At 62.2% G+C, this 26,748-nt stretch carries 28 protein-coding genes; 15 read left to right on the forward strand and 13 right to left on the reverse strand.

All coding sequences use genetic code 11. The features are described 5' to 3' along the window. Positions 1-34: 34 nt before the first annotated feature. From SLW75_RS07185 to araH, 4 genes are all read left to right on the forward strand, one after another. Positions 35-913, forward strand: a complete 879-nt coding sequence (locus SLW75_RS07185; RefSeq protein ID WP_410934026.1) for an SMP-30/gluconolactonase/LRE family protein — start codon at positions 35-37, stop codon at positions 911-913. Positions 914-1,077: 164 nt separating this feature from the next. Further along, entirely contained in the window at positions 1,078-2,088 is a 1,011-nt protein-coding gene (locus SLW75_RS07190; RefSeq protein WP_065988564.1) for a substrate-binding domain-containing protein, read from the forward strand. 93 nt (positions 2,089-2,181) lie between these two features. Further along, positions 2,182-3,711, forward strand: coding sequence for an L-arabinose ABC transporter ATP-binding protein AraG (araG, locus tag SLW75_RS07195; RefSeq protein WP_065988563.1), 1,530 nt, complete (start codon positions 2,182-2,184; stop codon positions 3,709-3,711). A gap of 45 nt (positions 3,712-3,756) precedes the next feature. Then, positions 3,757-4,722: an L-arabinose ABC transporter permease AraH gene (gene araH, locus SLW75_RS07200; protein WP_065988753.1), complete on the forward strand. Its 966-nt coding sequence runs from the start codon at positions 3,757-3,759 to the stop codon at positions 4,720-4,722. Positions 4,723-4,795: 73 nt separating this feature from the next. Here the strand turns inward: araH and SLW75_RS07205 are convergent, their stop codons facing one another. The 5 genes from SLW75_RS07205 to SLW75_RS07225 all read right to left on the reverse strand — a co-directional run bounded on the left by SLW75_RS07205 (position 4,796) and on the right by SLW75_RS07225 (position 9,114). Next, positions 4,796-5,266 (reverse strand): helix-turn-helix domain-containing protein, encoded by a 471-nt coding sequence (locus SLW75_RS07205; RefSeq protein ID WP_410934027.1) that lies wholly within the window; start codon positions 5,264-5,266, stop codon positions 4,796-4,798. Between the two features lie 321 nt (positions 5,267-5,587). Beyond that, positions 5,588-6,211 (reverse strand): membrane integrity-associated transporter subunit PqiC, encoded by a 624-nt coding sequence (locus tag SLW75_RS07210; protein ID WP_065988561.1) that lies wholly within the window; start codon positions 6,209-6,211, stop codon positions 5,588-5,590. Continuing rightward, positions 6,208-7,884, reverse strand: coding sequence for an intermembrane transport protein PqiB (locus SLW75_RS07215; RefSeq protein WP_065988560.1), 1,677 nt, complete (start codon positions 7,882-7,884; stop codon positions 6,208-6,210). The genes SLW75_RS07210 and SLW75_RS07215 overlap by 4 nt, the downstream gene beginning before the upstream one ends. Then, on the reverse strand, positions 7,874-8,491 hold the full coding sequence (locus SLW75_RS07220) for a paraquat-inducible protein A (protein WP_410934028.1): 618 nt from the start codon (positions 8,489-8,491) through the stop codon (positions 7,874-7,876). The genes SLW75_RS07215 and SLW75_RS07220 overlap by 11 nt, the downstream gene beginning before the upstream one ends. Continuing rightward, a complete protein-coding gene (locus SLW75_RS07225) occupies positions 8,488-9,114 on the reverse strand; it encodes a paraquat-inducible protein A (RefSeq protein ID WP_065988752.1) in 627 nt (208 codons plus the stop codon). The genes SLW75_RS07220 and SLW75_RS07225 overlap by 4 nt, the downstream gene beginning before the upstream one ends. 404 nt (positions 9,115-9,518) lie before the next feature. Here SLW75_RS07225 and SLW75_RS07230 point away from each other — a divergent pair, with 404 nt between their 5' ends. Then, a complete protein-coding gene (locus SLW75_RS07230; RefSeq protein ID WP_410934029.1) occupies positions 9,519-9,872 on the forward strand; it encodes an SPOR domain-containing protein in 354 nt (117 codons plus the stop codon). 73 nt (positions 9,873-9,945) lie between these two features. Here SLW75_RS07230 and SLW75_RS07235 read toward each other — a convergent pair whose 3' ends face one another. Beyond that, on the reverse strand, positions 9,946-10,266 hold the full coding sequence (locus SLW75_RS07235) for a YqjD family protein (protein WP_065988557.1): 321 nt from the start codon (positions 10,264-10,266) through the stop codon (positions 9,946-9,948). Between the two features lie 201 nt (positions 10,267-10,467). On the opposite strand from SLW75_RS07235, the gene SLW75_RS07240 reads away from it, so the two are divergent. Beyond that, a complete protein-coding gene (locus SLW75_RS07240; protein ID WP_065988751.1) occupies positions 10,468-10,725 on the forward strand; it encodes a hypothetical protein in 258 nt (85 codons plus the stop codon). A gap of 156 nt (positions 10,726-10,881) precedes the next feature. Here SLW75_RS07240 and SLW75_RS07245 read toward each other — a convergent pair whose 3' ends face one another. Together SLW75_RS07245 and SLW75_RS07250 are read right to left on the reverse strand one after the other, a co-directional pair. Further along, positions 10,882-11,364, reverse strand: a complete 483-nt coding sequence (locus SLW75_RS07245; RefSeq protein ID WP_410934030.1) for an LEA type 2 family protein — start codon at positions 11,362-11,364, stop codon at positions 10,882-10,884. Between the two features lie 42 nt (positions 11,365-11,406). Beyond that, positions 11,407-12,888 (reverse strand): nucleobase:cation symporter-2 family protein, encoded by a 1,482-nt coding sequence (locus tag SLW75_RS07250; protein ID WP_410934031.1) that lies wholly within the window; start codon positions 12,886-12,888, stop codon positions 11,407-11,409. 216 nt (positions 12,889-13,104) lie between these two features. On the opposite strand from SLW75_RS07250, the gene SLW75_RS07255 reads away from it, so the two are divergent. From SLW75_RS07255 to SLW75_RS07265, 3 genes are all read left to right on the forward strand, one after another. Continuing rightward, positions 13,105-13,404, forward strand: a complete 300-nt coding sequence (locus SLW75_RS07255; RefSeq protein WP_065988555.1) for an ArsR/SmtB family transcription factor — start codon at positions 13,105-13,107, stop codon at positions 13,402-13,404. A gap of 485 nt (positions 13,405-13,889) precedes the next feature. Next, positions 13,890-15,359: an MFS transporter gene (locus SLW75_RS07260; protein ID WP_410934032.1), complete on the forward strand. Its 1,470-nt coding sequence runs from the start codon at positions 13,890-13,892 to the stop codon at positions 15,357-15,359. A 99-nt stretch (positions 15,360-15,458) separates the two neighbouring features. Continuing rightward, on the forward strand, positions 15,459-16,046 hold the full coding sequence (locus tag SLW75_RS07265; protein WP_410934033.1) for a LysE family translocator: 588 nt from the start codon (positions 15,459-15,461) through the stop codon (positions 16,044-16,046). 28 nt (positions 16,047-16,074) lie between these two features. Here the strand turns inward: SLW75_RS07265 and SLW75_RS07270 are convergent, their stop codons facing one another. The 5 genes from SLW75_RS07270 to SLW75_RS07290 form a co-directional block, all read right to left on the reverse strand. After that, on the reverse strand, positions 16,075-16,908 hold the full coding sequence (locus tag SLW75_RS07270) for an AraC family transcriptional regulator (protein WP_410934034.1): 834 nt from the start codon (positions 16,906-16,908) through the stop codon (positions 16,075-16,077). Between the two features lie 6 nt (positions 16,909-16,914). Continuing rightward, positions 16,915-18,543 carry a phosphoethanolamine transferase gene (locus tag SLW75_RS07275; RefSeq protein ID WP_410934369.1) on the reverse strand — a complete coding sequence of 543 codons (1,629 nt, stop codon included), beginning with the start codon at positions 18,541-18,543 and terminating at the stop codon, positions 16,915-16,917. A gap of 241 nt (positions 18,544-18,784) precedes the next feature. Continuing rightward, the gene (locus SLW75_RS07280; protein WP_410934035.1) at positions 18,785-19,525 is read right to left on the reverse strand and encodes a substrate-binding periplasmic protein; all 741 of its coding nucleotides are present in this window, start codon (positions 19,523-19,525) and stop codon (positions 18,785-18,787) included. A 15-nt stretch (positions 19,526-19,540) separates the two neighbouring features. Continuing rightward, positions 19,541-20,899: a diguanylate cyclase gene (locus SLW75_RS07285; protein WP_083233084.1), complete on the reverse strand. Its 1,359-nt coding sequence runs from the start codon at positions 20,897-20,899 to the stop codon at positions 19,541-19,543. Between the two features lie 2 nt (positions 20,900-20,901). Next, complete coding sequence (locus tag SLW75_RS07290; protein WP_410934036.1) at positions 20,902-21,699, reverse strand: substrate-binding periplasmic protein; 798 nt, start codon at positions 21,697-21,699, stop codon at positions 20,902-20,904. A 736-nt stretch (positions 21,700-22,435) separates the two neighbouring features. On the opposite strand from SLW75_RS07290, the gene cydP reads away from it, so the two are divergent. The 6 genes from cydP to SLW75_RS07320 all read left to right on the forward strand — a co-directional run bounded on the left by cydP (position 22,436) and on the right by SLW75_RS07320 (position 26,737). Beyond that, on the forward strand, positions 22,436-22,633 hold the full coding sequence (cydP, locus tag SLW75_RS07295; RefSeq protein WP_065988549.1) for a cytochrome oxidase putative small subunit CydP: 198 nt from the start codon (positions 22,436-22,438) through the stop codon (positions 22,631-22,633). Beyond that, positions 22,630-24,222 (forward strand): cytochrome ubiquinol oxidase subunit I, encoded by a 1,593-nt coding sequence (locus SLW75_RS07300; RefSeq protein ID WP_410934037.1) that lies wholly within the window; start codon positions 22,630-22,632, stop codon positions 24,220-24,222. The genes cydP and SLW75_RS07300 overlap by 4 nt, the downstream gene beginning before the upstream one ends. Before the next feature lie 10 nt (positions 24,223-24,232). Next, positions 24,233-25,375: a cytochrome d ubiquinol oxidase subunit II gene (gene cydB, locus SLW75_RS07305; protein WP_410934038.1), complete on the forward strand. Its 1,143-nt coding sequence runs from the start codon at positions 24,233-24,235 to the stop codon at positions 25,373-25,375. Between the two features lie 25 nt (positions 25,376-25,400). Next, positions 25,401-25,517, forward strand: coding sequence for a cytochrome bd-I oxidase subunit CydX (gene cydX / locus SLW75_RS07310; RefSeq protein ID WP_296308816.1), 117 nt, complete (start codon positions 25,401-25,403; stop codon positions 25,515-25,517). After that, positions 25,507-25,809 carry a cyd operon YbgE family protein gene (locus SLW75_RS07315; protein WP_065988545.1) on the forward strand — a complete coding sequence of 101 codons (303 nt, stop codon included), beginning with the start codon at positions 25,507-25,509 and terminating at the stop codon, positions 25,807-25,809. The genes cydX and SLW75_RS07315 overlap by 11 nt, the downstream gene beginning before the upstream one ends. A 304-nt stretch (positions 25,810-26,113) precedes the next feature. After that, complete coding sequence (locus SLW75_RS07320) at positions 26,114-26,737, forward strand: glutathione S-transferase family protein (RefSeq protein ID WP_410934039.1); 624 nt, start codon at positions 26,114-26,116, stop codon at positions 26,735-26,737. Positions 26,738-26,748: the final 11 nt, after the last annotated feature.

A 26,748-nucleotide genomic window follows, 5' to 3' on the forward strand; every position in this document is an offset into this window, starting at 1 on the left:
TCACGGACCTACAATAATAAGCAGGAAATTGTTCATGAAGTGGCTGCCGGTCTGTGACCAGCGTTTCAAATTGGCCGAAGGGCCGTTCTGGGATCATGCCCAGCAGGCGTTGTACTGGGTCGATATCGCCGGCTTCCGTGCGTTGCGCCTGCATGCAGGCACGCTGTCCCACTGGCAATTCAGCGAGCCGGTTTCGGCCTTCATCCCCACCACGCAAGGTGATGCACTGGTCACCCTCGCCAGCGGCGTCCATCGTCTCGACCTTGATTCCCCGTTCCATCAGCCCGTTGTTTCTCTGCTGTGCGCAGCCGACCCGGTGCCGGGCAACCGTTCCAATGAAGCCCGTTGCGACCGGCACGGCAGACTGTGGCTGGGGACGATGCAGAACAACCTGGACGAGCAGGGCAACGACTTGCCTATCGAGCGTCGCTCGGGCGGGCTTTACCGCGTCGACAGCGATGGCTCGGTCGCTCCTTTGGTCCAAGGTCAGGGCATCGTCAACACCCTGGTCTGGCCGGAAAACGGTTCAGCGGTGCTGACCGCCGACACCCTGGACGGCGTGATCTATCGCTACCCGATCAACGATGATCATTCCCTCGGCGAGCGGGAAGTCTGGGCCCATGAGCATGCTCGCGGCGCACCCGATGGCTCGGCGATGGACGAAGACGGGTTTGTCTGGAACGCCCGCTGGGATGGCGGTTGCCTGATCCGCTTTGCCCCCGATGGCAGCGTTGACCGGATCGTCGAACTGCCGGTCAGTCACCCGACCAGCTGCGTGTTCGGCGGGCCCGACATGACCACTTTATTTGTGACCAGCGCGCGGCCTGCGGAGGGCGCACTGGAGCTGGACGGGTCTGTGATTCAGATGGAAATCGGCGTCAAGGGCATGGCCTCACACCGCTTCGCGGGATGATCCAAACCCTGTGCTCAAGGGGTGTGACACTCGGTTACATAGGCTTCATTGATAATATGATATGACTGTTTTCAGTCGAGCGGCCTGCACTGTTTCCAGCTGTATGCCGCCCCGACACTCACTGCTGAACGCTGTAGCTAGTCAATAAAAATAAGGAGTTAGCTATGTTGAGTCGCCACGGGATTCGTTCCCTGTGCTGTGCTGCTGTTGCCACCGCCATTCTGGGCATGAGCGCCGGTGCATCCGCCGCCGACGCCGAAAAGGTCAAGATTGGTTTTCTGGTCAAGCAGGCTGAAGAGCCCTGGTTCCAGACCGAATGGCAGTTCGCCGAAAAGGCCGGTAAAGAACACGGTTTCGAAGTCATCAAAATCGCCGTTCCCGACGGTGAAAAAACACTCTCTGCCATCGACAGCCTCGCCGCCAACGGCGCCAAAGGGTTTGTCATCTGCCCGCCTGATGTTTCCCTCGGCCCGTCCATCGTCGCCAAAGCCAAGGCCAACGGCTTGAAAGTCATGGCCGTCGATGACCGTTTCGTCGATGCCAAAGGCAAGTTCATGGAAGACGTGCCGTACCTGGGCATGGCCGCGTTCGAAGTCGGCCAGAAACAGGGCGCCGCCATGGCCGACGAAGCGAAGAATCGCAAGTGGGACTGGAAAGAAACCTACGCGATCATCAACACCTACAACGAGCTGGACACCGGCAAGAAGCGCACCGACGGTTCGGTGGATGCGTTGAAGAAAGCCGGGCTGCCTGAGGATCACATCCTCTTCGCACCACAGAAGACCCTCGATGTGCCGGGCAGCATGGATTCCACCGGCGCTGCCCTGCCCAAGCTTCCAAGCGGGGCGAAAAACCTCATTGTCGGCGGCATGAACGACAACACCGTTCTGGGTGGCGTGCGGGCCACGGCGGGGGCAGGTTTCGCACCGGCCAACGTGATCGGCATCGGTATCAATGGCACTGACGCCATCGATGAACTGAAGAAGAAGGAAAGCGGCTTCTACGGGTCGATGCTGCCAAGCCCTGACAAAGAGGGCTATAACACGGCGCTGATGGTGTACGAGTGGGTCACCACCGGCAAAGAACCGCCTAAATACACCGCCATGGATGACGTGACCCTGATTCATCGCGGCAACTTCAAGGACGTGCTGACCCCGCTCGGTTTGTACAAGTAAGCGCGGCAGTCGAGTCGGGACGCCTGGCAATCAGGCGGATATCTGCGAGGCCTCGCTCCACCCGACAAGGGTGGGGCGGGGTGGAGGTGGTTCATGCAACAGGCATCGGTTCAGCAACAGATCCAGCACGGCGGCAGCCTGCGCTTCAACGGGATCGCTAAAACCTTCCCCGGCGTGAAGGCGCTGTCGGACATCAATTTCGAAGCTCGGCCAGGCAGCGTTCACGCGCTGATGGGCGAGAACGGCGCGGGTAAATCGACGCTGCTGAAGATTCTCGGCGGCTCCTACCAACCCAACAGCGGCGATCTGCAGATCGGCGATCAGCACCTGGCGTTCAAATCCACTGCCGACAGCATCGCGGCCGGCGTGGCGGTGATTCACCAGGAACTGCATCTGGTCCCGGAAATGTCGGTGGCGGAAAACCTGCTGCTTGGTCACATGCCCAATCGCTGGGGCATGATCAACCGTCGGGCGATGGTCCGCCGCGCGCGGGAACTGCTCAAAGGCCTGGCCGACGAGATCGACCCGAACACGCGCCTGGGTGATCTGTCCCTGGGTCAACGGCAACTGGTGGAAATCGCCAAGGCCATGTCGCGCAATGCCCACGTCATCGCGTTCGACGAACCCACCAGCAGCCTGTCGGCGCGGGAGATCGATCGTCTGATGGCGATCATCACCCGGCTGCGTGATGAAGGCCGGGTCATTCTTTACGTTTCCCACCGGATGGAAGAAATCTTCCGCGTCTGCGACGCCGTCACCGTGTTCAAAGACGGCCGCTTCGTGCGCACCTTCGAGGACATGGCCGATCTGGACCATGACCGCCTGGTGACCTGCATGGTCGGGCGCGATATTCAGGACATCTATAACTATCGGCCGCGTCAGCACCAGGGGCCGAGCCTGCGGGTGACCGGCCTGATGGGTCCGGGCTTGCAGGAGCCCGCCAGTTTTGCCGTGGAGAAGGGCGAGATTCTCGGCTTTTTCGGCCTGGTCGGTGCCGGTCGGACCGAGATGTTTCGCATGCTGTCGGGGCTCACGCGCAGTCAGGCCGGGACCTTGCAGCTGGAAGGCAAGCCGCTGAACCTGCGTTCACCCCGTGACGCCATCGACGCCGGCATTCTGCTGTGCCCGGAAGACCGCAAGAAAGAAGGCATCGTGCCGCTCTCCAGTGTCGCGGAGAACATCAACATCGGCGCGCGGCCTCGGCACCTCAGCCTGGGTTGCCTGATCCAGGGGCGCTGGGAGCGGGACAACGCCCGGCACCAGATCAAATCAATGAACGTCAAGACGCCTTCGCCCGAGCAGCAGATGCTGTTCCTGTCGGGTGGCAATCAGCAGAAGGCCATTCTGGGCCGCTGGCTGTCGATGCCAATGAAGGTGCTGCTGCTGGACGAGCCCACCCGCGGCATCGACATCGGCGCGAAATCCGAGATCTATCAGATCATCCATAACCTGGCCGCCGATGGCATCGCGGTCATCGTGGTGTCCAGCGACCTGATGGAGGTGATGGGCATTTCCGATCGCATTCTGGTCATGAGTGAAGGCGCCATCACCGGCGAATTGTCCCGGGAAGAGGCTAATGAACAGCGTCTTCTGCAACTGGCATTGCCGCGTACGCGCGGTTGAACCTGGCTATGAAAACTGGCTATGAAAAATAAGAACGAGGTGCGTATGTCTACCGAATCCAGCCTGACGGCTCCCCGCCAAGGCATGAACTTGCGTCGATTCGTCGACGACTGGGCCATGCTCATGGCCGCCCTGGGCATTTTTGTGCTCTGTGCGCTGCTGATCGACAACTTCATGTCGCCGCTGAACATGCGCGGCCTGGGCCTGGCGATCTCCACGGTCGGCATCGCCGCCTGCACCATGCTCTACTGCCTGGCGTCCGGGCATTTCGACCTGTCGGTCGGTTCGGTGCTGGCATGCTCCGGGGTCATTGCCGGGATCGTCATTCGCGACACCGACAGCGTGTTTCTCGGCGTATCGGCTGCTCTGGCCATGGGTTTGCTGGTCGGGCTGATCAACGGCATCGTCATCGCGAAGTTGCGCATCAATGCGTTGATCACCACCCTGGCGACCATGCAGATCGTGCGGGGGCTGGCCTATATCTTCTCCAACGGTAAAGCCGTGGGCGTGGGCGACGAGGCCTTCTTCGTGTTCGGTAACGGTCAGCTGTTCGGTGTGCCGGTGCCGATTCTGATCACCATCGTCTGCTTTATATTCTTCGGCTGGCTACTGAACTACACCACCTACGGCCGCAACACGCTGGCCATCGGCGGCAACCAGGAAGCGGCGCTGCTGGCAGGCGTCCACGTTGATCGGACCAAGATCATCATCTTCGCCGTGCACGGCTTGATTGGCGCGCTGGCCGGTGTGGTGCTGGCCTCGCGCATGACCTCGGGTCAGCCAATGATCGGCCAGGGTTTCGAGCTGACGGTGATTTCCGCGTGCGTACTGGGCGGGGTTTCCCTCAGTGGCGGCATCGGCATGATTCGCCATGTCATCGCCGGGGTGCTGATTCTGGCGATTATCGAGAACGCCATGAACCTGAAGAACATCGACACCTTCTACCAATACGTGATTCGCGGCACGATCCTGCTGCTGGCGGTGATCATCGACCGGTTGAAGCGTCGCTGATTCGGAGTTTCCAGGCGTGCGTTGTGTAGGGAGAGGCCCTCCCCACACAGCGCAAGCCTGCTACGAAGCCGCCTTACACCAGCTTCGAGGTCTCGAAGATCAACTTCATCGTCGCCTGGGCCAGCGACTGCGCTTCAACCCGTATCGTCTCCAGCTGCACTTTGGCCTCGTTAAACCGGGCGTCGTGGTTGCGCACCTCAATGAGTTGCGTCAGTTGCAACGAGGCGTCGATGAGGCCATAGAGGTTACGGTGCAGCTGGTGGGTGACTTTGGTCAGATGCGGATAGACGTCCGGCTTCCCCTCAGGATCAATCACAGCCGCCGTATTCATGACGTCCGCAGAAGATCGGTTGCCGCTCAGGACGTAGTTGAGGTCGACACCGGCTTGCGCAATGCGAAGCAGATAATCGGCCTTGGGCGATCGAGTGCCGTTCTCGTAATTGCCCTGAGCGTTCGTCTCGACGCCACCGATCGCTCCCAATGCGCTCTGTGACAGCTTCAGTCTGGTGCGTTCCTGCCTGAGTCGCAGGCCTATGCCGTTCATGTGATCAACTCCATTTGACGATCCCTGACGTTAAGCAGCTGATTGCGAATTCATGAATCGACTCGGCGCGAGAATGAGCAGATCAACGCAAACGGGTGCGGCTGATGAGGTTTAACCAACTCATACCGGGCCAGACAATACAACCATCTGGTTGGAATGTGGATCCAAACATACCGGTTTGTAGGATTATTCTCAAACAGTTGTACGATAACTGCCCGAATGAAGTGCTTTTATGTGGACTGTTCGGCGTTCTGAGCGGGGGTGCGAGGGAGCGAAGGGCGGTAAACAGCCGGGGCCTCTGCAGCCCCGGCGTCGATGCTCTCAGGAAGGGCAGCGGGCGTCGGGTTGACGCGCCCATTGCGTGGCGGTGCGGGCGATGGTGTCGGCCAGCGTTGACACGGCTTTCTGGTGCGCGATGACCAGATTTTCCATGCCGATGCTCGCCGGTTGCCTGATGACGCTGCTGCAGGTGAGGGTTTGCCGCCGGGTACCGGGCTCGGCCCCGATGCCTCGCAGGCTCAGGTTCCAGACGACATCGATCAGCGCATATTGATCCAGCACCGATTCAAAGCGACGTACGTCGGTTCGGACCGACAGCACCGGTTGATCACGTTGTTTGGGCAAGCCCGCCAAGTCCCGTGAGCCGAAGCGGCGCTCCAGTTGCCCGGTCAGCGCGTCATGGAACTCATCGCCCAATGGGGCGCCCCAGCGCTCATTCTCCAGAATCGCCAGGCTGCCGTTGCCCTGCCGGATGACCAGCGGCGGCTGATCGACCTGAACCGCCATGAGCACCGCCTGCATTTCAAACTGGAACGGCGTCTGACCCACACTTGCAGGCGTCGGAGTGGCCGGCGCGATCAGCGTGTAATAGTGGGTCGGCGTGGAGGAGCAGGCCGTCACACCCAGCACACAGGTCAGGGCGAGGAACGAGTTACGCAAGGTCATTGAGCAGGCTCCGGAGCAATTTCACGGGAAGAGGATGATCCTTTGTACGAGCCGGGCGCCGCATCGCCGGTACGACCGCGAATCAGCGATTCAGGGTGACGGCTGAGGAAATCGGTCAACACACGGACCGAGCGCGCCGTGCGCTGGACTTCGTCCATGGCCTGACCCAGTTGCTGACGCGCAGGCGAGTCATCCGACAACGCTTCGTTGGCCGTGCCCAAGGTTTTCTGCGCTTGCTGCAGCGCGCCGCGCATCTGCGGCAACACATCGCTGTTGACCTGCTTCATGGTTTTCTGAAGTTCGATCAGGCTGCCGTTGAGGTTCTTCGCCAGGTCGTCGAGGGGGATCTTGCCCAGTTTGTCGACGAACGCCTGCAACTGCTCCTGCAGTTTGTCGAAACTGCCTGGCACCGTCGGGATCTCCAGCGGCCGCGCCTTGGCGTTGTAGGAAATCTTCGCCGCCTTGGGATCGAAATCCATCGCGACGTACAGCTGGCCGGTCAACAGGTTGCCGGTACGCACTTGCGCCCGCAGCCCGCGTTCGACGAACTTCCCGAGAATCCTTGAGGTCTGCTCTTCGTCATCGCCAGCGCCTGCCTGCTCTTTGAGCTTGTCATTGGCCGCACCGAGGCGCTGGGGATAAATGACCGCACCGACGATGCCGGGGAATGTGCCCGTGGCAGCGTCATAGTCGAGGTCCACCGACACCACACGGCCGATATTGACGCCAAGGAAATCCACCGGCGCATTGACCACCAGGCCGCGCAGCGACTGGTTGAAGCGCATGCGGATGTATTTGGGTTCGCCATCGGGCGGCGCCAGTGCCGTGGTCTGGTCTTCGAACAGTTTGAATTCGGCGTTGCCGTCGGCTGGCTTGGCGTCGGGGCTGTATTTGGGTTCGCGGAAGGCGATACCGCCGGAGAGGATCGACGCCATGGACTGGGTCGACACTTTCAGGCCCGAGGCGCCGAGGGTCACGTCCACGCCGCTGGCGTTCCAGAAGCGCGAGTCGGTGAGCACGAATTGATCATTGGGCGCGCCGACGAAGATTTCGACGTCGACGCCCTTGCCGTCCTTCGCCAGTTCGTAGGCCACGACCTGGCCCACCTGGATGCGGCGGAAGTACACCGGCGAGCCGATGTCCAGCGAGCCGAGGTCGTCGGTGTGCAGAATGAAGCGTTTGCCTTTCTCGCCGAAGGTCACGGCGGGCGGGGTTTCCAGGCCGGTGAAGTCTTTTTTGGTTTCTTCCGAGCTGCCCGCGTCGGCACCGATGAAAGCCCCCGACAACAGCGTGTCGACACCGGTGACGCCGTGGGCACCGATGCGCGGACGCACCACCCAGTACTGCGTATCGGCGCGGGTGAACGGCGCGGCCGACTGGTTCAGGTCGATGCTCGCCAGCACGTGGGTGCGGTCATCGCTGAGTTCGATGTCGGTGACGATGCCGATGACTACGTTCTTATACTTGACCTGGGTCTTCTTGGCTTCCAGGCCCTCTGCCGTGAGAAAGCTCACCACCACTTTGGGGCCGACGTTGAGGAAGTCATGAACCACCATCGACAGGCCGATCAGGGCCGCGACGATCGGCACCAGCCAGACCAGCGAAACGCGCATCTTGCGCGCTTTGACTTGCGGTCGAGTCGGCGGGGAGGGGGGTAGGGTGTTATCGGACATCTTCAACCTCTGCGTCCCAGATTAGCCGGGGATCGAACGTCATGGCGGCAAGCATGGTCATCACCACCACCAAACCAAAAAACAGAATGCCAAGGCGCGGCTCGATGGTGCTGAGCCCGCGAAACTGAACAAGGGCTGCCACCAGCGCGACCACCAGCACATCAAGCATGGACCAGTAGCCGATCAACTCAATGAAACGAAACAGCCGCGAACGTTCGCGCATCGCCCAGGTGCTGCGGCGCTGGCAGGTCACCAGCATCAGCCCCAGTACCAGAAACTTGATGCAGGGCACGACCACGCTGGCGATGAAAATCAGAATGGCGATGTCCCACGAGCCGCTTTCGGCGAACTCGATCACCCCGCTCATGATGGTGTTCTCGCTGCTGCTGCCCAGCATCGTCGTGTACATCACCGGCAACAGATTGGCCGGGATATAGAAGATCAGACCGGCGATCAGAAAGGCCCAGGTGCGCGTCAGGCTGTTGGGCTTGCGCCGATGCACGGGCGAGTTGCAGCGCGGGCATTCATGGGCCTCTTCCGCACAGACGTAACTGCACACGTGGCACAGGGTGATCTTGTACTCCCGAGCGTAGGGAATGTCGTTCATTCAGGTTGGACTCCCAGTTCATCCCACAGGCGGCGGATGTCCTTGCCGGCGATCAGCAGGATCAGCACCATCAGCATCGCCATGGCCCACAGGCCGACGCCTGCGTGCACATCGAGCATGCCCGCCAGTTTGACGATGGCCACCAGAATCCCCAGCAGGCATACCTCCAGCATGCTCCAGGGCCGCAGGTGTTCGAGGGTGCGCATGCACATTTTGAAGCCGGGGGCGATTTCGCCGCGATGGGCATGGGCCAGCACCCAGAACAACAAGGCGATCTGCAGTGCCGGGGCAAGAATGATGGCCAGCCCGGCCACCAGCGCAATCAACGTGATCTGCCCCTGGGCCAGCGCCTGAACCGAACCCCACAGCGTTACCTCGTTGTGCAGGCCCTGCATGCTGATGGTGATGACCGGGAATACGTTGGCGAAGATGAACAGAATGCAGGCCGCAATGCTCAGGGCAAGCAGTTGCTCGAGGGTCAGCCGATGGCTGCGACGCAGGATCGCGGCGCAGCGCAGGCAATAGGCTGCCTCGCCCTTGTTCAGGGGCATGGACTCATAGACCGAGTCGCAGTGCTCGCAAATGATCCACTGATCACCGTGGCTATGGGGCTCGGCGATCATTGGCGCGGTCGGCTGCTCGGGGGCATGAGCCTGGCGGTGAGAAATGTCAGTCATCGGCGTGGGCGTCGCGGAATTCATGGGCGTGTTCGCGATAGATCGGCTGTTGTCGATTGCGCGCCTGTGGGGCGGGCGGGCAGCAGTACCCGGTCGGTGAGGCGCAGGCTGGCATTATCGGAAATGAACGTCATCAAGGTGAGCCTGCGAAAAGACTTGAGAGATTGACCACAGTGCCATCATCGCGTTCGGTTATTTGTGGGCCCGGCAGCAATCTTCCAGGGGCTCGGTCACCGGTGAGGGTTGAAGACCCGTTCAGGGCGGTCGCCGAGCAGTGTACCGGCTGGACGTTAAACTCGCACTCGCCTGCGGTGGTAGACTCCCGCCACTTCAAACGAGGAGCGACAGACGTGCGCAAGATGGCAATGATGGTGGCGGTGTTGATGCTGGCGGGTTGTGATGGCGGCAAGCCCGCAACGCCCGCCCAGGTTCCGAGCACTGATTCGACCGCGGAAGCGCCGACGCCGGCTTCGCCGCAATGGACCATTCGTGTCCATTTGAAAGAAGCGCTGAGCGACATGACCTATTGGCTGGTCGAGCACCATTACCCGTCTTATGTGGTGAAGGTCGATGGCAGGGAAGTGGTGATGATCGGGCCGTTCGAGTCTCAGGCAGACGCCGATAAGGCCAAGACAGAGATCGATGCCGCGATGGTCAAAGGCCACCGCCTGTCACAGCTGGAAGTGATCTCGCCTCGATCTTGAGGATTTAAAGCCGGTGGCATCAGGCGATGCCACCGGCCAAAGCGAGTCTGGCTACAGAATCAGACGTCGCTAATCAACGACGGCCCAGCAGCAGACCCACCACCAGACCGAAGCCTGCCGAGATCGCCACGGTCTGCCATGGGTGACCGCCGATGTAGTTTTCGGTGGCATCAACGGCTGGCTTGGCGCGTTCGCGCACGCTGCCCACCGATTCCATGGCCTGCTTGAGCTTCTGGCTCAATTGGGCGCGCACGGTGTCGGCTTCTTCGCCAACCAGCGAGGCGCTGTCCTTGAGCAGTTTATCGGACTCTTCAATGAGGGCGGCCAGTTCGCTGAACGCTTGATCCTTGATCTGTTCGACAGCGGCGTTCTGAGCAGCAGTTTTACGAGCCATGGCAAATTTCCTTTCAGTGGTTATAGCAGTGTGCAATGGAGTTTTGAGCGCCCCAAAAGTTGCAGCCCAATTCTGCCAGCGACCAAAAAGTACAACGAATGGGGTCGGGATTCACCGTCCGCGGGTGTAAGATGCTGACGTTTTTCGAGCCGGCCACCGGCTCCGTTTATGCGTTTCGTTTTGCACATCGAGGTACATACCATGAGCTACAACCTGGCCAACAAAACCCTTCCGGAACGCGCCGCCATCGAGGACGAAAAGTCTCGCCTGTTCGATCTGTGGCAGAGCAATCTGGGCAAGGCCAAGGCTGACGCCGCCCGGCTGATGGGCGAGCGGGCCAAGCGCAAGGGCAAATGGTCGGAGTGGGTGCGCGGCGAACTCGACGCCATGTCGCCGCCGGAGTACGCCAACATGGTGCGCGCCGAGGTCAATCGTCAGGTGGCAGCGGCGCGGGGCTGAGGCATTCGATCCCGCCCATTGTAGGACCGGCTTTAGCCGGGAAGAGGCCGGTCCTGGCGACGTTACTTTTGCCTGATTTTTGCGGTGTGGTGCCTCACGCCTTCCCGGCTAAAGCAGGTCCCACTAAAAGCGTAAAGCCGGTCACGCAGTCCGCCATCACCAACTGCCGCTGGCCGGTTTCGGCAGGCTCAGCGTGCCGCTGTCCTCAAAGCGCATCGTGCCGAACAGCCCGCCAGCCAGCTTGCCGTGCAGTTCGTAGGGCAGGTTGTCGAGGCGCTGCTGATCGGCGAGGCCCACCGCCTGGCGCAAGGCGGCAAAGGCTGAAACGGTGACCGGGACCGTCAGCACGCCTTCGGAGAACCGCCCGATCGTACCTTTCTGATCGCTGACGCCAGACGCCAGCAAGCGACCGTTGACGTCCAGATTCAGCGCCACGCCGTCGTACTGGATGTCGGTGTCATTGGGGTTCTGCAGGCGCAGCTTCACGGCGAAGCGAATTTCCAGATCCTGGCCGGGCAGGGGATCAACGCCCACCACGTTGATGTTCAGCGGGTCGCGGTTGGGAAACAGCGCGCAGGCACTCAGTGCCAGAACCATGGCCAGGCCGGCGAGGAGGGTGCGGATCGGGCGTAGCGGCATCGGTGACTCCCGTGGCAGGCAGCTGGGGCGCAACACGCCCCTTCAAACGTCCTGACGATTCAACTGTGCGACCTCGCGGGCCCCAAGAGGTTCTCCGGCAGGTTCTGCGTCAAAGTCTCCCCGAGAGCCGAGGGGCGGGTCCTGCAGCACCTTCAAGGTCGCGGCTTCCGGGTCGAACTCAGTAAGCTCCGGCTCCTGGTACTCCTCCGGCAGGAAGATATTGAGGATGATCGCGCAGAACGCGCCGACGGTGATGGGCGATTCGAAAATGTTGTGCAGCGCCTTGGGCAGCTCGCGCAAGACTTCCGGCACGGCAGCGACGCCCAGGCCCATGCCCAGGGAAATCGCCACGATCAGCATATTGCGCCGATGCAGGCCGGCCTCCGACAGGATCTTGATCCCCGCCACCGCGACCGTGCCGAACATGATCAGGGTCGCGCCACCCAGCACCGGCTTCGGCATCAGTTGCAGCACGGCGCCGATGATCGGAAACAGGCCCAGCAGCACTAGAATCCCGGCGATGAAAAACGCCACGTAGCGGCTTGCCACACCGGTCAGCTGAATAACCCCGTTGTTCTGCGCGAAGGTCACCATGGGCAGGCTGTTGAAGGTCGCGGCCAGCGCCGAATTCAGGCCGTCCGCCAGCAGCCCTGATTTGATCCGGCGGATGTACACCGGCCCGCTCACCGGTTGCCGGGAGATCATCGAATTGGCGGTGAGGTCGCCGGCGGCCTCCAGCGGCGACACGAGAAAGATCACCGCGATCGGGATGAACGCCAGCAGATCGAAGGAAAACCCGTATTTGAACGGCACCGGAAGGCTCATCACCGGCACCTGAGGCATCTGCGCGAAATCCACCCGACCCATAAGCCAAGCGACCGCGAAGCCCAGGGTCAGGGCGATGATGATCGCGCTCAGGCGCAGTAACGGAATATTGAACCGGTTGAGCACCACGATGGTGATCAGCACCAGACCGGCCAGGCCCATGTTCGCCGCCGAGCCCAAATCGCTGGCGCCGAAGCCGCCGGCCATGTCGGTCATCGCCACCTTCAATAACGACAGGCCCATCAAGGTAATGATCGTGCCGGTGACCACCGGGGTGATCAGCTTGCGCAACTTGCCGATGAACTGGCTGAGGACCACCTCGACGAACGCGGCGCAAAAGCACACGCCGAAGATCGTCGAGAGAATTTCGTCGGTGCCGCCGCCGCGACTCTTGACCAGAAACCCGGCGCTTAGAATCACGCTGAGGAAGGAAAAGCTGGTGCCCTGCAGGCACAGCAGCCCCGAGCCGATAGGGCCGAAGCGTTTGGCCTGAACAAAGGTGCCCAGCCCGGAGACGAACAGCGCCATGCTGATCAGGTAGGGCACTTCGCTGTCGAGCCCGAGCACGCTGCCGACGATGAGGGTTGGGGTAATGATGCCGACGAAACTGGCCAGCACGTGCTGCAACGCCGCGAAGATCGCGGCGGTGAAATGCGGCCGGTCTTCAAGCCCGTAGATGAGGTCGGAGGGTGCAGGCATGGCGGTCGATCGCAGGGGAAAAGGGCGCGCAGGATGCCAGAAAACCCTACGCAGGTCAGCGGGCAGCGTCGAGTTGTTCGCAGGCGAATCCTCACGGCGCTGAACCATCTTTTGCCGTGAGCCTCCATAGTATTGACCGCCAGTGCCCACCGTCATTAGCCTGTCGGTTTATTCCGCAGTATCTCTGGACAAGGAGGTTTTTACTGAGGCGTCACGATGATCGAGAGCACGGCACAGCAGTTTCCGTTGAGTGAGTCGCAAATCGCATTGATAGCCCGGGCGCTGGCTGACAGCCGCCGCTTCCGGATACTGGTTCAGATTGGCAACAGCGAACAGGCGCTGCCCTGCGCCGAGGTGCTGAAGGTCAATCCGGTCAGCGCCGCTACCGTTTCCCACCACACCAAAGAGCTCGAGCGCGCCGGCCTCATCGCCACCCTGCGCGAGGGCAAATACGCCAGCTTCATGATCCAGCGAGAGGTCCTCCACGCCTACGCCCAGCAGTTGATGCAGATCTAGCGTGCGCCGCTTGGTACCGATCGAATGTCAGCACCCGCACTGGCCCCTTCCCGGCTAAAGCCGGTCCTACGATGGCATCGCATGCATCCAGCAGGATTGGCGTTGACTGTAGGACCGGCTTCAGCCGGGAAGGCGCCAGTACCGGCAGCCTCAATGTTGAATCCAGCCGGGGACAGATTCATTTACGATGAAACGCTGTAAATAAATCAGTCCCCTTTGCCCCTGGTCCCCTTTGCCCTGCTTTGCCACTCGCTCTGTCACTCTCTGCCACCGAGCCGGCCGCGATCCTGTGGGAGCGAGCTTGCTCGCGAAGGCTTGCTCTCACCCACCGAAAAAAGTAGCTGACTGCTCCGGCCCCTTCCTGAGCAAGCTCGGTCCCACAGGTTCGGTGGCGTGCCGAAGATATCGGGCAACACCCCGCTGAACTCCCACGTCCCCCGCGAACTCTGAACCCACAGATCACTTCCGATCCACGGGGACGAGTCATGGCGATCAGCGGCGTGCAGGCAGGAGCGGCAGACAGCAAAGGGGAGGTGTTCGAAACGGATCTCCCGGCCCGGCTCGATCGTCTGCCGTGGGGGCGCTTTCACACGTTGCTGGTGTTTGCGCTGGGCATCACCTGGCTGCTCGACGGGCTCGAAGTGACGCTGGCGGGCTCGGTGTCCGGGGCGTTGAAAGACAGCCCCGTCCTGCACCTGACCAACGCCGACATCGGTCTGGCCGGCGGCGCCTACATCTGCGGCGCGGTGCTGGGGGCGTTGTTCTTTGGCTGGCTGACCGACCGTCTGGGCCGGCGCAAGCTGTTCTTCATCACCCTCGCGCTGTACATCACCGCCACCGCCGCCACGGCGTTTTCCTTCAGCCTCTGGAGTTTCCTGCTGTTCCGCTTTCTCACCGGGATGGGCATCGGCGGCGAGTACACGGCGATCAACTCGACCATCCAGGAATTCACGCCGGCACGGTTTCGGGGCTGGGTCGACCTGACCATCAACGGCACCTTCTGGATCGGCGCGGCCCTGGGCGCGGTCGGCTCCATCGTGCTGCTGGACGCCCCGTGGGTCGGCGCGGACATGGGCTGGCGCCTGTGTTTCGGCATCGGCGCGGTGCTCGGCCTGATCATTCTGCTGATGCGCCTGTGGCTGCCGGAAAGCCCACGCTGGTTGCTGATCCATGGCCAGGGCGAGGAGGCGAGGGTGATCGTGGAAGGCATCGAAGAACGCCTGCGTCGCCAGGGCCATGACCTGTCAGCGCCAACGGGCCCGCCCTTGCGTCTGCATGCACGGGACCACACGCCGCTGAAAGAGATTTTCCATACGCTGTTCAACACCTACCGCCGTCGCGCCTTGGTGGGCCTGACGTTGCTGACCGCCCAGGCGTTCTTTTACAACGCGATTTTCTTCACCTACGCGCTGGTGCTCACCGAGTTCTACCAAGTGCCGTCCGCCTCGATCGGCTGGTACGTGCTGCCGCTGGCGTTGGGCAATTTCTGCGGGCCCTTGCTGCTGGGCCGGCTGTTCGATGTGGTCGGTCGGCGGGTGATGATCAGCCTGACCTACGCCGTGTCCGGGGTCCTGCTGACCATTAGCGGCTATCTGTTCCAGCAGGGCGTTCTGGATGTCACGCAGCAGGCCATCGCCTGGATGATCATTTTCTTCTTCGCCTCGGCAGCGGCCAGTTCGGCGTATCTCACCGTCGCCGAAACCTTTCCGCTGGAAATCCGCGCGCTGGCCATCGCCGTGTTTTACGCGTTCGGCACGGCGCTGGGCGGCATCGTCGGCCCAATGCTGTTTGGTGAGCTGATCGATACCCATGAGCGGGCCCCGGTGTTTTTCGGCTACCTGATTGGCGCCGCGCTGATGGTGCTGGCCGCCGTGGTGCAGGCGATCTGGGGCGTCGCCTCCGAGGGTAAATCCCTCGAAGAAGTGGCGCGGCCGTTGTCCCAGGCCCACGACTGACCCCGGCAGGCTGTCGGCGATTGGTCAGTTTTGTTCAATCACCCGCTCGTGCGCCCTTCGTACACTCAACCCACAGTCAATGAGGTGGGGAGACGTGCAATGAACCTGATGATGTCCATGGCGGCGTTCGCGCTGGCGGCGTCGATATCGCCGGGCCCGGTGAATGTCGTGGCGCTCAGCTCGGGCGCGCAGTTCGGCTTGATCCCCAGCTTGCGCCACGTGCTCGGCGCGACGGTGGGCTTCGTCGTGCTGCTGATGTTCACCGGGTTCGGCCTGCATGAAGTGCTGCAGCGCTACCCGATGCTGACCGAGATCATCCGCTGGGCCGGGGTGGCGTTTCTGCTCTATCTAGCGTGGAAGCTGGCGATGGACGACGGCCGCCTCGACGTCACCAGACCGACCCGCGAGCCGTCGTTTCTCCATGGCGCGGCGATGCAGTGGCTGAACCCGAAAGCGTGGCTGGCGGCGGTGGCGGGGATGGGCGCGTTCGTGGCCGATGGCGAAGCGCGACTGATCGGTCTGTTTGCGCTGATTTACTTCGTCGTGTGCTACCTGTCAGTGGGCTGCTGGGCCTACGCCGGTGCCTTTCTCGGTCCGTATCTGCGCAGTCCTCGGCGCATCCGCGTGTTCAACCGCAGCATGGCAGCGCTGTTGGCAGGCTGCGCGGTGTCGCTGTTTTACGTCTGAGCCCTCCCTTGCGAGCAGCAACCGCTGATCAGGGCTTGTACTGACCCGGCGTTGCCGCCAGATGCTTTTTGAACGCCCGCTGAAAGTGCGCCTGATCAGCAAAACCGCTCTGCTGCGCGATGTCGGCGATGGGCTCGCCGCTGCGCAATTGCGCCTGGCCGTGCTGGATGCGCCGGTTGACCAGCCAGGCGTGCGGGGTCATGTGGTAATGCTGCTCGAACGCACGAATCAGGTAGGCCTCGGACAGATTCGCCACCGCGCACAAGTCCTCCAGCCGGATCGGCTGCAGATAATGCGCATCAATGTAATGCGCCGCACGTTCGACCTTGGGATTGGTCCGTTTGGGCGTCAATGTCGAGCCGCCCAGGCGCTGTTCGACCAGGGTGAAAAACCTCACAGCGGCCTCCTGTTTTGCCAGCGTGTCCAGCTGCGCATCCACCAGCCGCCGGTGCAGCTCCAGCAGCCCGTTGAACAACAGCGGGTCACGACAATGGGTGGCCGGATATCCTCGAAACACGCCGCCGTTGCTGACCCCGCAATCGCGCTGAAGCGCCCCCAGCCACGGGGCGTTGACGTACAGCATCAGGTAGGACCACGGCTGATCGTCGATGGGGTTGCAGGCGTGGACCTCGCCGGGGTTCATCACCACAACGGTGCCGGTGGTGATGGTCTGGGTGGTTTTCTCGTGCAGATACGTGCTTTGCCCGGCGGTGATTGCGCCGATGGAAAACACGTCGTGGGCGTGACGGGAATAGCAGACCTTGCGGCCATCATCGATGGAGCGCGCCTCGATGAAAGGCAGCTGCGCGTCCCGCCAGAACACCGGTTGATCAAGACGTTTCAACGGGTTCTGGCAGGTCATTTCAACTCATCCCTTGTTGCGCTTGCAGCTGTGAAAGAGGTCCAGCGCCGGCTGGTATTCCGTGGTGGTGACGCCGAGCAAGCCTAGCACCGAATGAAACAGGTAGTCATGGCTCAGGTCCGGCTGGTCTTGCTTGGCAGCAAGACAGCTGCGATCGACGCTGGCGTCTTCCAGGGTCGAGTGGCCGAACCACATCACCATCGGCACGTGGGTCTGGGCTGACGGGGCAATGGCGTAGGGCGCGGCGTGCAGGTAGATGCCGTTTTCACCGAGTGACTCACCGTGGTCCGAGACATAGATCATCGACGCATCGACCTTGTCCTGATTGCGCTTGAGCAACTCGATGGTCTGCGAGAGGAAATGGTCGGTGTAGAGAATGGTGTTGTCGTAGACGTTTTTCAGCTCGTCGGACGTGCAACTGCCCAGCTGATTGGTGTGGCAAACGGGGGTGAAGCGCTCAAGGCTTTTGGGGTAGCGGTCGTAGTATTCCGGACCGTGGCTGCCATCGGAGTGGAGGACGATGATGGCGTTGTCCTGAAGCGAGTCGATGTAGTCCTGCAAACCCACCAGCAGCGATTCGTCGAGGCAGTTCTGGCCGTCGCAGAACGGGCTCGGCTGGTTTTTCGGAATGTCACTGTGGGGCACCCGCAGGCAGGTGCCCTTGCAATCGCTGTTGTTGTCCAGCCACAGCACCTTCAGGCCGGCGCGCTGAAGCATGTCCAGCAGACCCTCGTAGGTCTTGCCCTTCTTGTCGCTGTAATCGGTGCGCGGAAACTTCGAAAACAGGCACGGCACTGACACGGCAGTGGAGGTGCCGCACGAGGCCACGTGGGTGAAATTGAGAATGTCCTGCTGCTTCAGTTCCGGGTTGGTTTCCCGCCCGTAACCGTTGAGGGAGAAGTGGTCGGCCCGGGCCGTTTCGCCGACGACGAAGATCATCAGGCTTTTTTTCGGCCGCTGTTGCGCTTGCGGGCTGAGGGCGGCGTCGGCGCCGACGGTCTGGATGTTCAGGGTCTCTTTGATGGCCACGGTCTGCTTGGTCAGCTTGCCGATGGCGTAGAGGTAGTTGGTCGGATTGATGAAGTGGGTGAGCTTGTCTTCATCGCGAAAGATCGGCGCGTAGGTTGAGTAGAAGGGCCCGACGGCGGCAGCGATCACCAGCACACAGCCAACGCACACCAGCACCTTGTTGACCAGCCCGGGCAGCACGGGGCGATAGGTCACCGGCAGCCACCAGATCAGTGCAATCGGCAGCACGCCCAGCAGGCCCAGGTAGAAAAGCAGCGTGCCGCTCAACAGGGCCTCGGCCTCGCCAAAATTGGTTTCGAGCACGTTCTGCATCATCGTCGTGTCGATGCTGATGCCGTAGGTGTTCATGAAATAGGCGGCGGCGGCCGAGCACAGCGCGACCAGGCTGAGCACCGGTTTGAGCGTCGGGCGGAAGGAGAAGGGCGTCAGCAGCAGGGTGATCGCGGCCCACAGCAGAAAGGCAAACGAGGCATAGAACGCGATGGCTTTGACGCCGTGCAGCTGCGCCAGATCAACCAGTGCGCGCCAGGTCGCCAGGTTGTAAAACGCTACGAGACATAGGGAAAACAGCATCACCAGACGGGTGGACGTGACCGGTTTGACCATCGAATTCAGTTCCGTATAAGGGGCCGCGCAGTGCCGGGTGTGCGGGTTCACCAGGCCGCTCCATCCGGGGTGCCGAGACGTCCGCAGCGCGAGTCGATGGCTGCTGGAAGGGGGAGGCGGGGACAGATCGCGCGGAGTTTTCCAAAACGATTGTGAAGGCTTTGTGAAATGTCCGAGGCAGCGGCTTTCGGGGCCTGAATACAGGTTGCCCAGGCGGTAATGCGCTCGCGGTGGCCTGCAACTACTGCCCCGCGATCACCTTGTCGACCGTGCCTTCCTGCTTGAGCCGGGCAAATGCAGCGGCGATTCGCTGGACCGTTTCGTCCGGCGTGCTGGCGCTGAGGGCCACGTACAGACCTTTGGACAGTTCGTCGAGTGTGTAGACGCTTTCAAGGTCCTCGAACGCGATCTGCAGATCGGCACACTGCTCCCGCGCTTCGCGCTCGGGCATGGGAATCAGCTCGACCTGGCCGCTGATCAGTGTGCGCAGGTTGTCCAGATTATTGGGCGAGACCACCATCCTGTTGAAACCCTTGCCCTCCAGGTACTGCTGCCGCGAATCGTCACGCACGACCCCGACGGTGTAGTGGCTGGCGTCCTCCAGGGCGTTGACGACCACATCCCGGCGCTCGCGGAGTTTGTAAAACGACGGTGTGACGTGTTCCAGCTCGCCGACCCACTTGAACAGCGCCTCACGTGCGCTGTTGCGAATCATCGGGTAGATCAGCACGTTCGCTTCGAGCCGGGCGATGTCATAGGCCCGCGCCCAGGGATAGAGCGCCATGTGGTAGTCGCTGATGCCCGCCTTGGCGAGGGTCATCTCGACCACTTCACTGGCGACCCCGACCACCTTGTCGCCCTCAAGTGCGCTGTACGAGGAGTCTTCGGTGACCACTTGCAGCGTCGTGGCGCTGGCGTTCAGACCCACGAACAGCATCAGGAAAGCGGCCAGAACGCTGCGCTGACAATGATTATTTCCCATGGCATCCCTCTCGGTTCAGATCACACAGCGGTCCCGGCCCTGGCTTTTCGCCCGGTACAGCGCCCGGTCGGCACTCTGCAGCAGTTGATCGAAGTGCTCCATGTTCGCCGGATCGAGCTCGGCCACGCCGATGCTCAGGGTCACGAAAGGCGAGACCGGTGAAGCGCTGTGCACGAGTTGTTGCCGGTGCAGCAGGGCGCGCAGGCGATCGGCCGACGCCAGCGCCTGTTGATCATCCTGGCCCGGCAGCAGCACGGCGAATTCTTCACCGCCGAGCCGCGCCACCAGTTCGCCGGAACGCGAGAACAGCGCGCTCATGGCCAGCGCCACATCGCGCAGGCATTGATCGCCCCTGGCATGGCCGTAGGTGTCGTTGTAACGCTTGAAGAAATCGATGTCGCACATCAGCACCGAAAGCGGGTGGCGATGACGCAAGGCGCGATTGAATTCCAGCTCCTTGAGCTCGTCGAAATGGCGGCGGTTGGCAAGGCCCGTGAGCGGGTCGAAGCGGGTCAGGGCTTCCAGTCGCGTGTTCGCGGCCTTGAGCTGTGCGGTGCGCTGCTCGACCAGTTCGGCGAGTTGGTCGCGGCTGGCGGCCAGGGCGATTTCGTCATGGGCCTGACGCTCCAGGTGCGCGGCCAGTTTGTCTTGCAGGTCATTGACGCCCGCTTCGAGGAGGTCGAGTTCGTCACCCCCCTTGCCGCGACGGTCCAGGGTCAGATGCGTCTTCAGGTTGAGCGGCGTCAGGTGTTCGAGGTGCCGGGCAATGCGCCGCACGTGCAGGGTCACCGAGCGGTTGAACATGCCCATGATCAGCCCGGCGAGCGCCAGGGACTGGATGATCTGGGTGACCATGATGACCGCGACTTCTTTCCACAGGCGTTTCCACAGCAGGCTTTCGTCGCCTTCGATGGTCAGCTCGCCGACCACTTCGCGGGCGCCGGGATAGGGGGCGATGGTCAACTGCCGATGCAGCGTCGGGGCGCGGATCGAGCCGGTGTGGCCGGGGTGCTGGCGCTCCAGAATTTCCGGGGCGCGGCCGGGCCGCAGGATTTTCAGCTGGACCCGGCCCACCGGCGCCGCCGTGGCCACGCTGTCGATCTGGGTCTGCAGCGCCTGATCATCCATCTCCCATACGGCCTTGGACAGCGTGCCCTGGAACACCTGATCGATCAGGGTCAGCTCGGCGTTCATGTTCGCCAGGTTGGTGTTCCAGGCGAACCAGGTGCGCACCAGCACCGTCGCCGCCGTGAACAGCACGCAAAACGCCAGCGTCGCCAGCACCAGACGCCGCGCCAGCGAACCGGTGCGCTGTGCGCTGCGCGGGGGCGGGTGTGGTGCGCCGGGTGGATCGGAAGGCGTTTCGCTCTGCATGCTCACTGCCACCTGCGCGCGATGGCGTCGTAGGTGCCATTGGCGCGAAGGGTGTCGAGGCCTTTCTGAAACAGCTGCACCGTGGCGTCGGGCGTTCCGGTGCTGAACGCCATGTTGAACCCGCCGGCTTCCTCCAGCTCTTTAATGCGCAGGGATTGCACCAGGGTCCGCGCGGGGTCATCGCCGACCTGCCGGGCCAGGTAGTAAGCGTTGAGCTCGTCGGAAATCCACAGGTCTACGTGGCCGGTCTGCAGTTTCTGGTAATTGAATTCGTAGCGGTTGCTCGATTGCAGCTGATGACCGATCTCGAATCTGCGCGCCATCAGGTACTGCTCGCCAACGTCTTCATTGACGGTTGCGGTCTGCCAGCCCCGGGCGTCGTCCAGGCTCAGCAGCGTGACGGGATGGCGGGCGGACGAATACAGAAACCAGCGCGACGCGGCAATGGTCCCGACCCACTTGAACAGCCGCTCGCGCTCGGCGGTGCGGGTGATGGAGTAGATCAGCACATTGGGGTTGTGCAGCGCCAGATCGTAAGCCCGCGCCCAGGGCATGGACTGAATGGGGGCCTGCACATTGACCTCCTTCAGCACCGCCTGAACCACCTCGGTGCTCATACCGGTGAGCACCCCGTCGCGGGTCATGTTGTAGGGCGCAAGCTCTTCGGTCACGACATGGATCTCGACCCCAGGCGCATTCGAGTTAATCGATTCAGCCCCCGACGCGCCAGACCCCACGCACAGCAACAGCGCCACACAGAGTGCGCTGCCCAGTGTGTGAATGAGCGAATGGAGTGTCATCGATAACTACCTCATGGGGTGCAAAAGCGACAGATTCCGGGCCGTGAACACACCGGCGCAACCGTCACCGACTGCCTTGCACACCGGAATATCGGCTGAATAATCCGCCACTTGAGACGGCATCCTGCCGTTCATCCTAACAGGGCAGGCGGTGGCGGTCGGTTTAGTTGCTTCGCCCTACCGGCGGTGGTCGGCCCAGGCCGGTTTTGGCCACGGGGAGTCGGGGACAGATTAATTTACGGTGAAGCGCTGTAAATAAATCAGTCCCCTTGGCAGTCCCGGCTGAAGCCGGTCCTACCAGGGCGTCGCGTGCGTAGGACCGGCTTCAGCCGGGAAGCTTTTGATCTGCCTTTGATCTGCTTTTGATCTTCGTACACAGAAGGTCCAGTCACCGCCAAACGCGACTTGGGTGCAGGCCGAACGCAGACGACGCGGAGTGGGCCGAGCCGCATGGATGCGGCGAGAGCGCCGTTGCGGACATGGATGTCCGTTCGGCGCGGGCCCACGGAGCTTCGTCGGAGTGAGGGAACCCGACGCAGGAGGGCCCAGCCAGGAGCAGGCACTTTTGCTTACTTTTGGTGCTTTTCAAAAGTAAGTCGCCGAAGGCGAAACCCTCTGCCGTTAGGCAGACCTGTGGCGTTCTGCCACATCAGAGCAAATGCGCCTTATTGACCTGGATCAAACCCGTAGGAAACGTCTGTAGGAAAAATACCCCGCACCCCGACGAGTCCTCAACATGCCCGGCCCCTTCGACTTCCTCAAACACCCCCTGGCCAAAGACATCAGTCTGATCCTCCTGATCAAACTCGTCCTGCTCATGGGCATCCGCAGCGTCTGGTTCGACGCCCCGGTCGAAGTCAAGGACGACGGCGTGCAAGCCGGCCTGCACCTACTGAGCACCCCACCCGCACCCTCTGAGAAAAACCCAAAATGATATCGGAATCAGTCGTCGACCTCTCCCGGCTGCAGTTCGCGATGACCGCGCTGTACCACTTCCTGTTCGTCCCGCTGACCCTCGGCATGACCTTCCTGCTCGCCATCATGGAATCGGTCTACGTCATGACCGGCAAGCCGATCTACAAAGACATGACCCAGTTCTGGGGCAAACTGTTCGGCATCAACTTCGCCCTCGGCGTCACCACCGGCCTGACCATGGAATTCCAGTTCGGCACCAACTGGGCCTACTACAGCCACTACGTCGGCGACATCTTCGGCGCGCCACTGGCCATCGAAGGCATGATGGCGTTCTTCCTCGAATCGACCTTCATCGGCCTGTTCTTCTTCGGCTGGGACCGCCTGACCCGCGTCCAGCACCTGAGCGTCACCTGGCTGGTGGCGATCGGCTCCAACCTGTCGGCGCTGTGGATCCTCATCGCCAACGGCTGGATGCAGAACCCGGTCGGCGCCGAGTTCAACTTCACCACCATGCGCATGGAACTCACCAGCTTCAGCGACCTGCTGTTCAACCCCGTCGCCCAGGTCAAATTCGTCCACACCGTGGCCTCCGGCTACGTCACCGGCGCGATCTTCGTCCTGGCGATTTCCAGCTGGTATTTGCTCAAGGGCCGCGACATCGCCTTCGCCCGGCGTTCGTTCGCCATCGCCTCGGCATTCGGCCTGGCTTCGATCCTGTCGGTGATCGTGCTGGGTGACGAATCCGGCTACGAAATCGGCGACGTACAGAAGACCAAGCTGGCCGCCATCGAGGCCGAATGGGACACCGAACCGGCTCCGGCGGCGTTCACCTTGTTCGGCCTGCCCAACCAGGCCGAGCAGCGCACCGATTACGCCGTCAAGATTCCCTACGTGATGGGCATCATCGCCACACGCTCGGTGGATAAACAGGTCACCGGCATCAAGGACCTGGTCCGCGAACACGAAGGCCGCATCCGTAACGGCATGACTGCCTACGACCTGCTCGGCCAGCTGCGCGGCGGCGACAAGAGTGAGCAGACCCTCGACGCCTTCAATGGGGTGAAGAAAGACCTCGGCTACGGCCTGTTGCTGAAGAAGTACACCGACAAGGTCGTCGACGCCAACGAGCAGCAGATCAAACAGGCCGCGCTGGATTCGATCCCCCAGGTGGCGTCGATCTTCTGGACCTTCCGCGTGATGGTGCTCAGCGGGATGCTCATGCTGCTGCTGTTCGCCTGTGCCTTCTGGGCCTCGGCGCGCAAGAACGAGACCCGCGAGCGCTGGCTGCTCAAGTGGGCGGTGTTCAGCCTGCCGCTGCCGTGGATTGCCACCCAGACCGGCTGGTGGGTCGCCGAGCACGGTCGTCAGCCCTGGTCCATCGGTGAAGTGCTGCCCGTGCACCTCTCGGCCTCGACCCTGTCGGCGGCGGATGTGATCGGTTCGATTGTGGCGCTGGTCGGCTTCTACACCGTCCTGCTGATCATCGAGATGTACCTGATGATCAAGTTCGCCCGACTCGGCCCGAGCAGCCTGCACACCGGTCGCTACCACTTCGAGCAAGGCGCGCAGGGCAACGCTGCTGACGCCAGACAACCGGCCCTGGCCTGAGGAATTCCCGATGTTCGATTACGAGACACTGAAAATGATCTGGTGGGTGCTGGTCGGCGTGCTGCTGATCGGCTTCGCCCTCACCGATGGCTTCGACTTGGGCGCAGCGATGCTGATGCCCTACGTCGGGCGCAGCGACACCGAGCGGCGCGTGGTCATCAACACCATCGCCCCGCACTGGGATGGCAATCAGGTCTGGCTGATCACCGCCGGCGGCGCGCTGTTCGCGGCCTGGCCACTGGTGTACGCGGCTGCGTTCTCCGGCTTGTACTGGGCGCTGCTGCTGGTGCTGTTTGCGCTGTTCGTGCGCCCGGTGGGTTTCGACTACCGCAGCAAACTGGAAAACACCCGCTGGCGGCAGAGCTGGGACTGGGGCCTGTTCGTCGGTGGCGTGGTGCCGTCGCTGGTCTTCGGCGTGGCGTTCGGCAACCTGTTGCTGGGCGTGCCGTTCCAGTTCGACGAGACCTTGCGCTCCAGTTATCACGGCAACTTCTGGCAGCTGCTGAGCCCGTTCGGCTTGCTGGCCGGGGTGGTCAGCCTGAGCATGCTCGGCCTGCACGGCGGCAGCTGGCTGATGATGCGCACCGAAGGCGCCATTGCCCGACGCTCCCGCCGTGCGGCCCAGTGGCTGTCGCTGTTGTTTTTGCTGTCGTTCATCGGCGCCGGCGCGTGGCTGTTGCTGGGCGGCATTCAAGGCCTGGCGATCACCTCGGCGTTCGATGCAGGCGCTGCGCTCAACCCGCTGGCGAAAACCGTGACGGCCAGCAACCACGGCTGGCTGGCGAATTATCAGCAGCACCCGCTGACGGTGATCGCGCCGCTGCTGGGGATCTTCGGTGGCTTGCTGACCTTGCTCGGCGCCAGTGCGGGGCAGGGCAGAACGGCGTTCATCGGCAGCAGCCTGGCGATCGTCGGCGCGCTGTGCACGGCAGGCTTTGCGCTGTTCCCGTTCGTCATGCCGTCGAGCCTGGACCCGGCGTCGAGCCTGACCGTGTGGGACGCCGTGTCCAGCCATAAAACCCTGATGATCATGCTGATCGCGGCGTCCATCTTCGTGCCGTTGATCCTCTGCTACACGCTGTGGTGCTACGCCAAAATGTGGGGCAAGGTCACCACCGCGCACATCGATTGCAACCCCCACGGCCTGTACTGACCCGCGTTTAAGAGGAGAGACAATCATGTGGTATTTCGCCTGGATTCTCGGCGTGTTGCTGGCCTGCAGCTTCGGCATCATCAACGCGCTGTGGCTGGAGTCATCCGACGCCGACGCGCTGGAGAGCGGCCGTGACCGCTGAAGCGCTGAACGCACCCTTCAGGCACGCCGTCGGCCGGACATTGTCCGTGTTGATGGCCGTGCCCCTGAGCCTGGTGCTGCTGATTCACCCCGCGTCGATGCTTGACGCCAACGGCCGTTATTCCCACGGCCTGCTGATGCTGATCATGTGGGGCGTGGCCGGAGGGTTCGTCCACGGCGTCGGTTTCGAGCCGCGGGCGTTGGCCTGGCGGGTGATGTTTCACCCGCTGCTGGCCTGGGCGCTGATGGCCGTGGGTTATGGGATGTGGCTGACGGCACGGCAGTGGCTGTGAGCCCTTTGTGAGGTAGAAGTAGCCTCGGCCGTTTCCCCCGGCCGGCTGTGCGCGATCAATGGGGCCATCGCGCTCAGCAGGCCGGGGATGTTTCTGAATTCCGCCTATAGAGGGTGGTCAGCCCCGCGCGCCGGCAAAGCAACATGATGTCGTCCTCAGCATTTCACCCAGTGAAACAGTGGATTGCCGTTTCTGGTGATTCCCCAATCCAGTGGTCGGGCCCACTATCGGTTTCACCAGCGCGGCACAACCACGGCAGTACCGCCGCCCCGCGCTGAGTCGAACCTTGCTCAGGAGCCCACCCATGACCGCCATTACCCTCTATCACTTTCCGCTGTCCGGCCACTCCCATCGCGCCGAGTTGATGTTGTCGCTGCTGGGTCTTGCACCGAACATTCAGTTCGTCGACCTGGCCAAGGGCGAGCAGCGGAAGCCGGAATTCCTCGCGATCAACGCTTTCGGCCAAGTGCCGGTGATTGACGACAACGGGGTCATCGTCGCCGATTCCACGGCGATCCTGGTGTACCTGGCGAAGAAGTACGACCCCTCGGGCCGCTGGCTGCCGAATGATCCCGAGGGCGCGGCGCAGGTGCAGCGCTGGTTGTCTGCCGCCTCCGGCGCGATTTATCTGGGCCCGGCGCGGGCGCGTCTGATCACCGTGTTCGGTGCCGGTTTCGATCCCCAGGACACGATCCAGCGGGCCCACGAGACGCTCTTGGTCATCGATCAGCACCTGAGTGGCCGCGATTTTCTCGCCACCGATCACGCCACCATCGCTGATGTCGCCGCCTACAGCTACATCGCCCACGCGCCGGAGGGCAACGTCTCGCTGGACGACTACGGCAACGTGCAGGCATGGCTCGCGCGCATCGAGAAGCTGCCGGGCTTCACGCCCATGCCGCGCACGGCAGCAGGCTTGGTCAAGTAACCCTCCGTGAT

This window comes from Pseudomonas sp. W5-01, assembly GCF_046540435.1.
Taxonomy (GTDB): Bacteria; Pseudomonadota; Gammaproteobacteria; order Pseudomonadales; family Pseudomonadaceae; genus Aquipseudomonas; species Aquipseudomonas graminis_B.

Bases quoted from the DNA above. Each gene is read 5' to 3' on its own strand.
- SLW75_RS07185 (WP_410934026.1), top strand. From the start codon at position 35: ATGAAGTGGCTGCCGGTCTGTGACCAGCGTTTCAAATTGGCCGAAGGG.
- SLW75_RS07190 (WP_065988564.1), top strand. From the start codon at position 1,078: ATGTTGAGTCGCCACGGGATTCGTTCCCTGTGCTGTGCTGCTGTTGCC.
- araG (WP_065988563.1), top strand. From the start codon at position 2,182: ATGCAACAGGCATCGGTTCAGCAACAGATCCAGCACGGCGGCAGCCTG.
- araH (WP_065988753.1), top strand. From the start codon at position 3,757: ATGTCTACCGAATCCAGCCTGACGGCTCCCCGCCAAGGCATGAACTTG.
- SLW75_RS07205 (WP_410934027.1), bottom strand. From the start codon at position 5,266: ATGAACGGCATAGGCCTGCGACTCAGGCAGGAACGCACCAGACTGAAG.
- SLW75_RS07210 (WP_065988561.1), bottom strand. From the start codon at position 6,211: ATGACCTTGCGTAACTCGTTCCTCGCCCTGACCTGTGTGCTGGGTGTG.
- SLW75_RS07215 (WP_065988560.1), bottom strand. From the start codon at position 7,884: ATGTCCGATAACACCCTACCCCCCTCCCCGCCGACTCGACCGCAAGTC.
- SLW75_RS07220 (WP_410934028.1), bottom strand. From the start codon at position 8,491: ATGAACGACATTCCCTACGCTCGGGAGTACAAGATCACCCTGTGCCAC.
- SLW75_RS07225 (WP_065988752.1), bottom strand. From the start codon at position 9,114: ATGATCGCCGAGCCCCATAGCCACGGTGATCAGTGGATCATTTGCGAG.
- SLW75_RS07235 (WP_065988557.1), bottom strand. From the start codon at position 10,266: ATGGCTCGTAAAACTGCTGCTCAGAACGCCGCTGTCGAACAGATCAAG.
- SLW75_RS07240 (WP_065988751.1), top strand. From the start codon at position 10,468: ATGAGCTACAACCTGGCCAACAAAACCCTTCCGGAACGCGCCGCCATC.
- SLW75_RS07245 (WP_410934030.1), bottom strand. From the start codon at position 11,364: ATGCCGCTACGCCCGATCCGCACCCTCCTCGCCGGCCTGGCCATGGTT.
- SLW75_RS07250 (WP_410934031.1), bottom strand. From the start codon at position 12,888: ATGCCTGCACCCTCCGACCTCATCTACGGGCTTGAAGACCGGCCGCAT.
- SLW75_RS07255 (WP_065988555.1), top strand. From the start codon at position 13,105: ATGATCGAGAGCACGGCACAGCAGTTTCCGTTGAGTGAGTCGCAAATC.
- SLW75_RS07260 (WP_410934032.1), top strand. From the start codon at position 13,890: ATGGCGATCAGCGGCGTGCAGGCAGGAGCGGCAGACAGCAAAGGGGAG.
- SLW75_RS07265 (WP_410934033.1), top strand. From the start codon at position 15,459: ATGAACCTGATGATGTCCATGGCGGCGTTCGCGCTGGCGGCGTCGATA.
- SLW75_RS07270 (WP_410934034.1), bottom strand. From the start codon at position 16,908: ATGACCTGCCAGAACCCGTTGAAACGTCTTGATCAACCGGTGTTCTGG.
- SLW75_RS07275 (WP_410934369.1), bottom strand. From the start codon at position 18,543: ATGGTCAAACCGGTCACGTCCACCCGTCTGGTGATGCTGTTTTCCCTA.
- SLW75_RS07280 (WP_410934035.1), bottom strand. From the start codon at position 19,525: ATGGGAAATAATCATTGTCAGCGCAGCGTTCTGGCCGCTTTCCTGATG.
- SLW75_RS07285 (WP_083233084.1), bottom strand. From the start codon at position 20,899: ATGCAGAGCGAAACGCCTTCCGATCCACCCGGCGCACCACACCCGCCC.
- SLW75_RS07290 (WP_410934036.1), bottom strand. From the start codon at position 21,699: ATGACACTCCATTCGCTCATTCACACACTGGGCAGCGCACTCTGTGTG.
- cydP (WP_065988549.1), top strand. From the start codon at position 22,436: ATGCCCGGCCCCTTCGACTTCCTCAAACACCCCCTGGCCAAAGACATC.
- SLW75_RS07300 (WP_410934037.1), top strand. From the start codon at position 22,630: ATGATATCGGAATCAGTCGTCGACCTCTCCCGGCTGCAGTTCGCGATG.
- cydB (WP_410934038.1), top strand. From the start codon at position 24,233: ATGTTCGATTACGAGACACTGAAAATGATCTGGTGGGTGCTGGTCGGC.
- cydX (WP_296308816.1), top strand. From the start codon at position 25,401: ATGTGGTATTTCGCCTGGATTCTCGGCGTGTTGCTGGCCTGCAGCTTC.
- SLW75_RS07320 (WP_410934039.1), top strand. From the start codon at position 26,114: ATGACCGCCATTACCCTCTATCACTTTCCGCTGTCCGGCCACTCCCAT.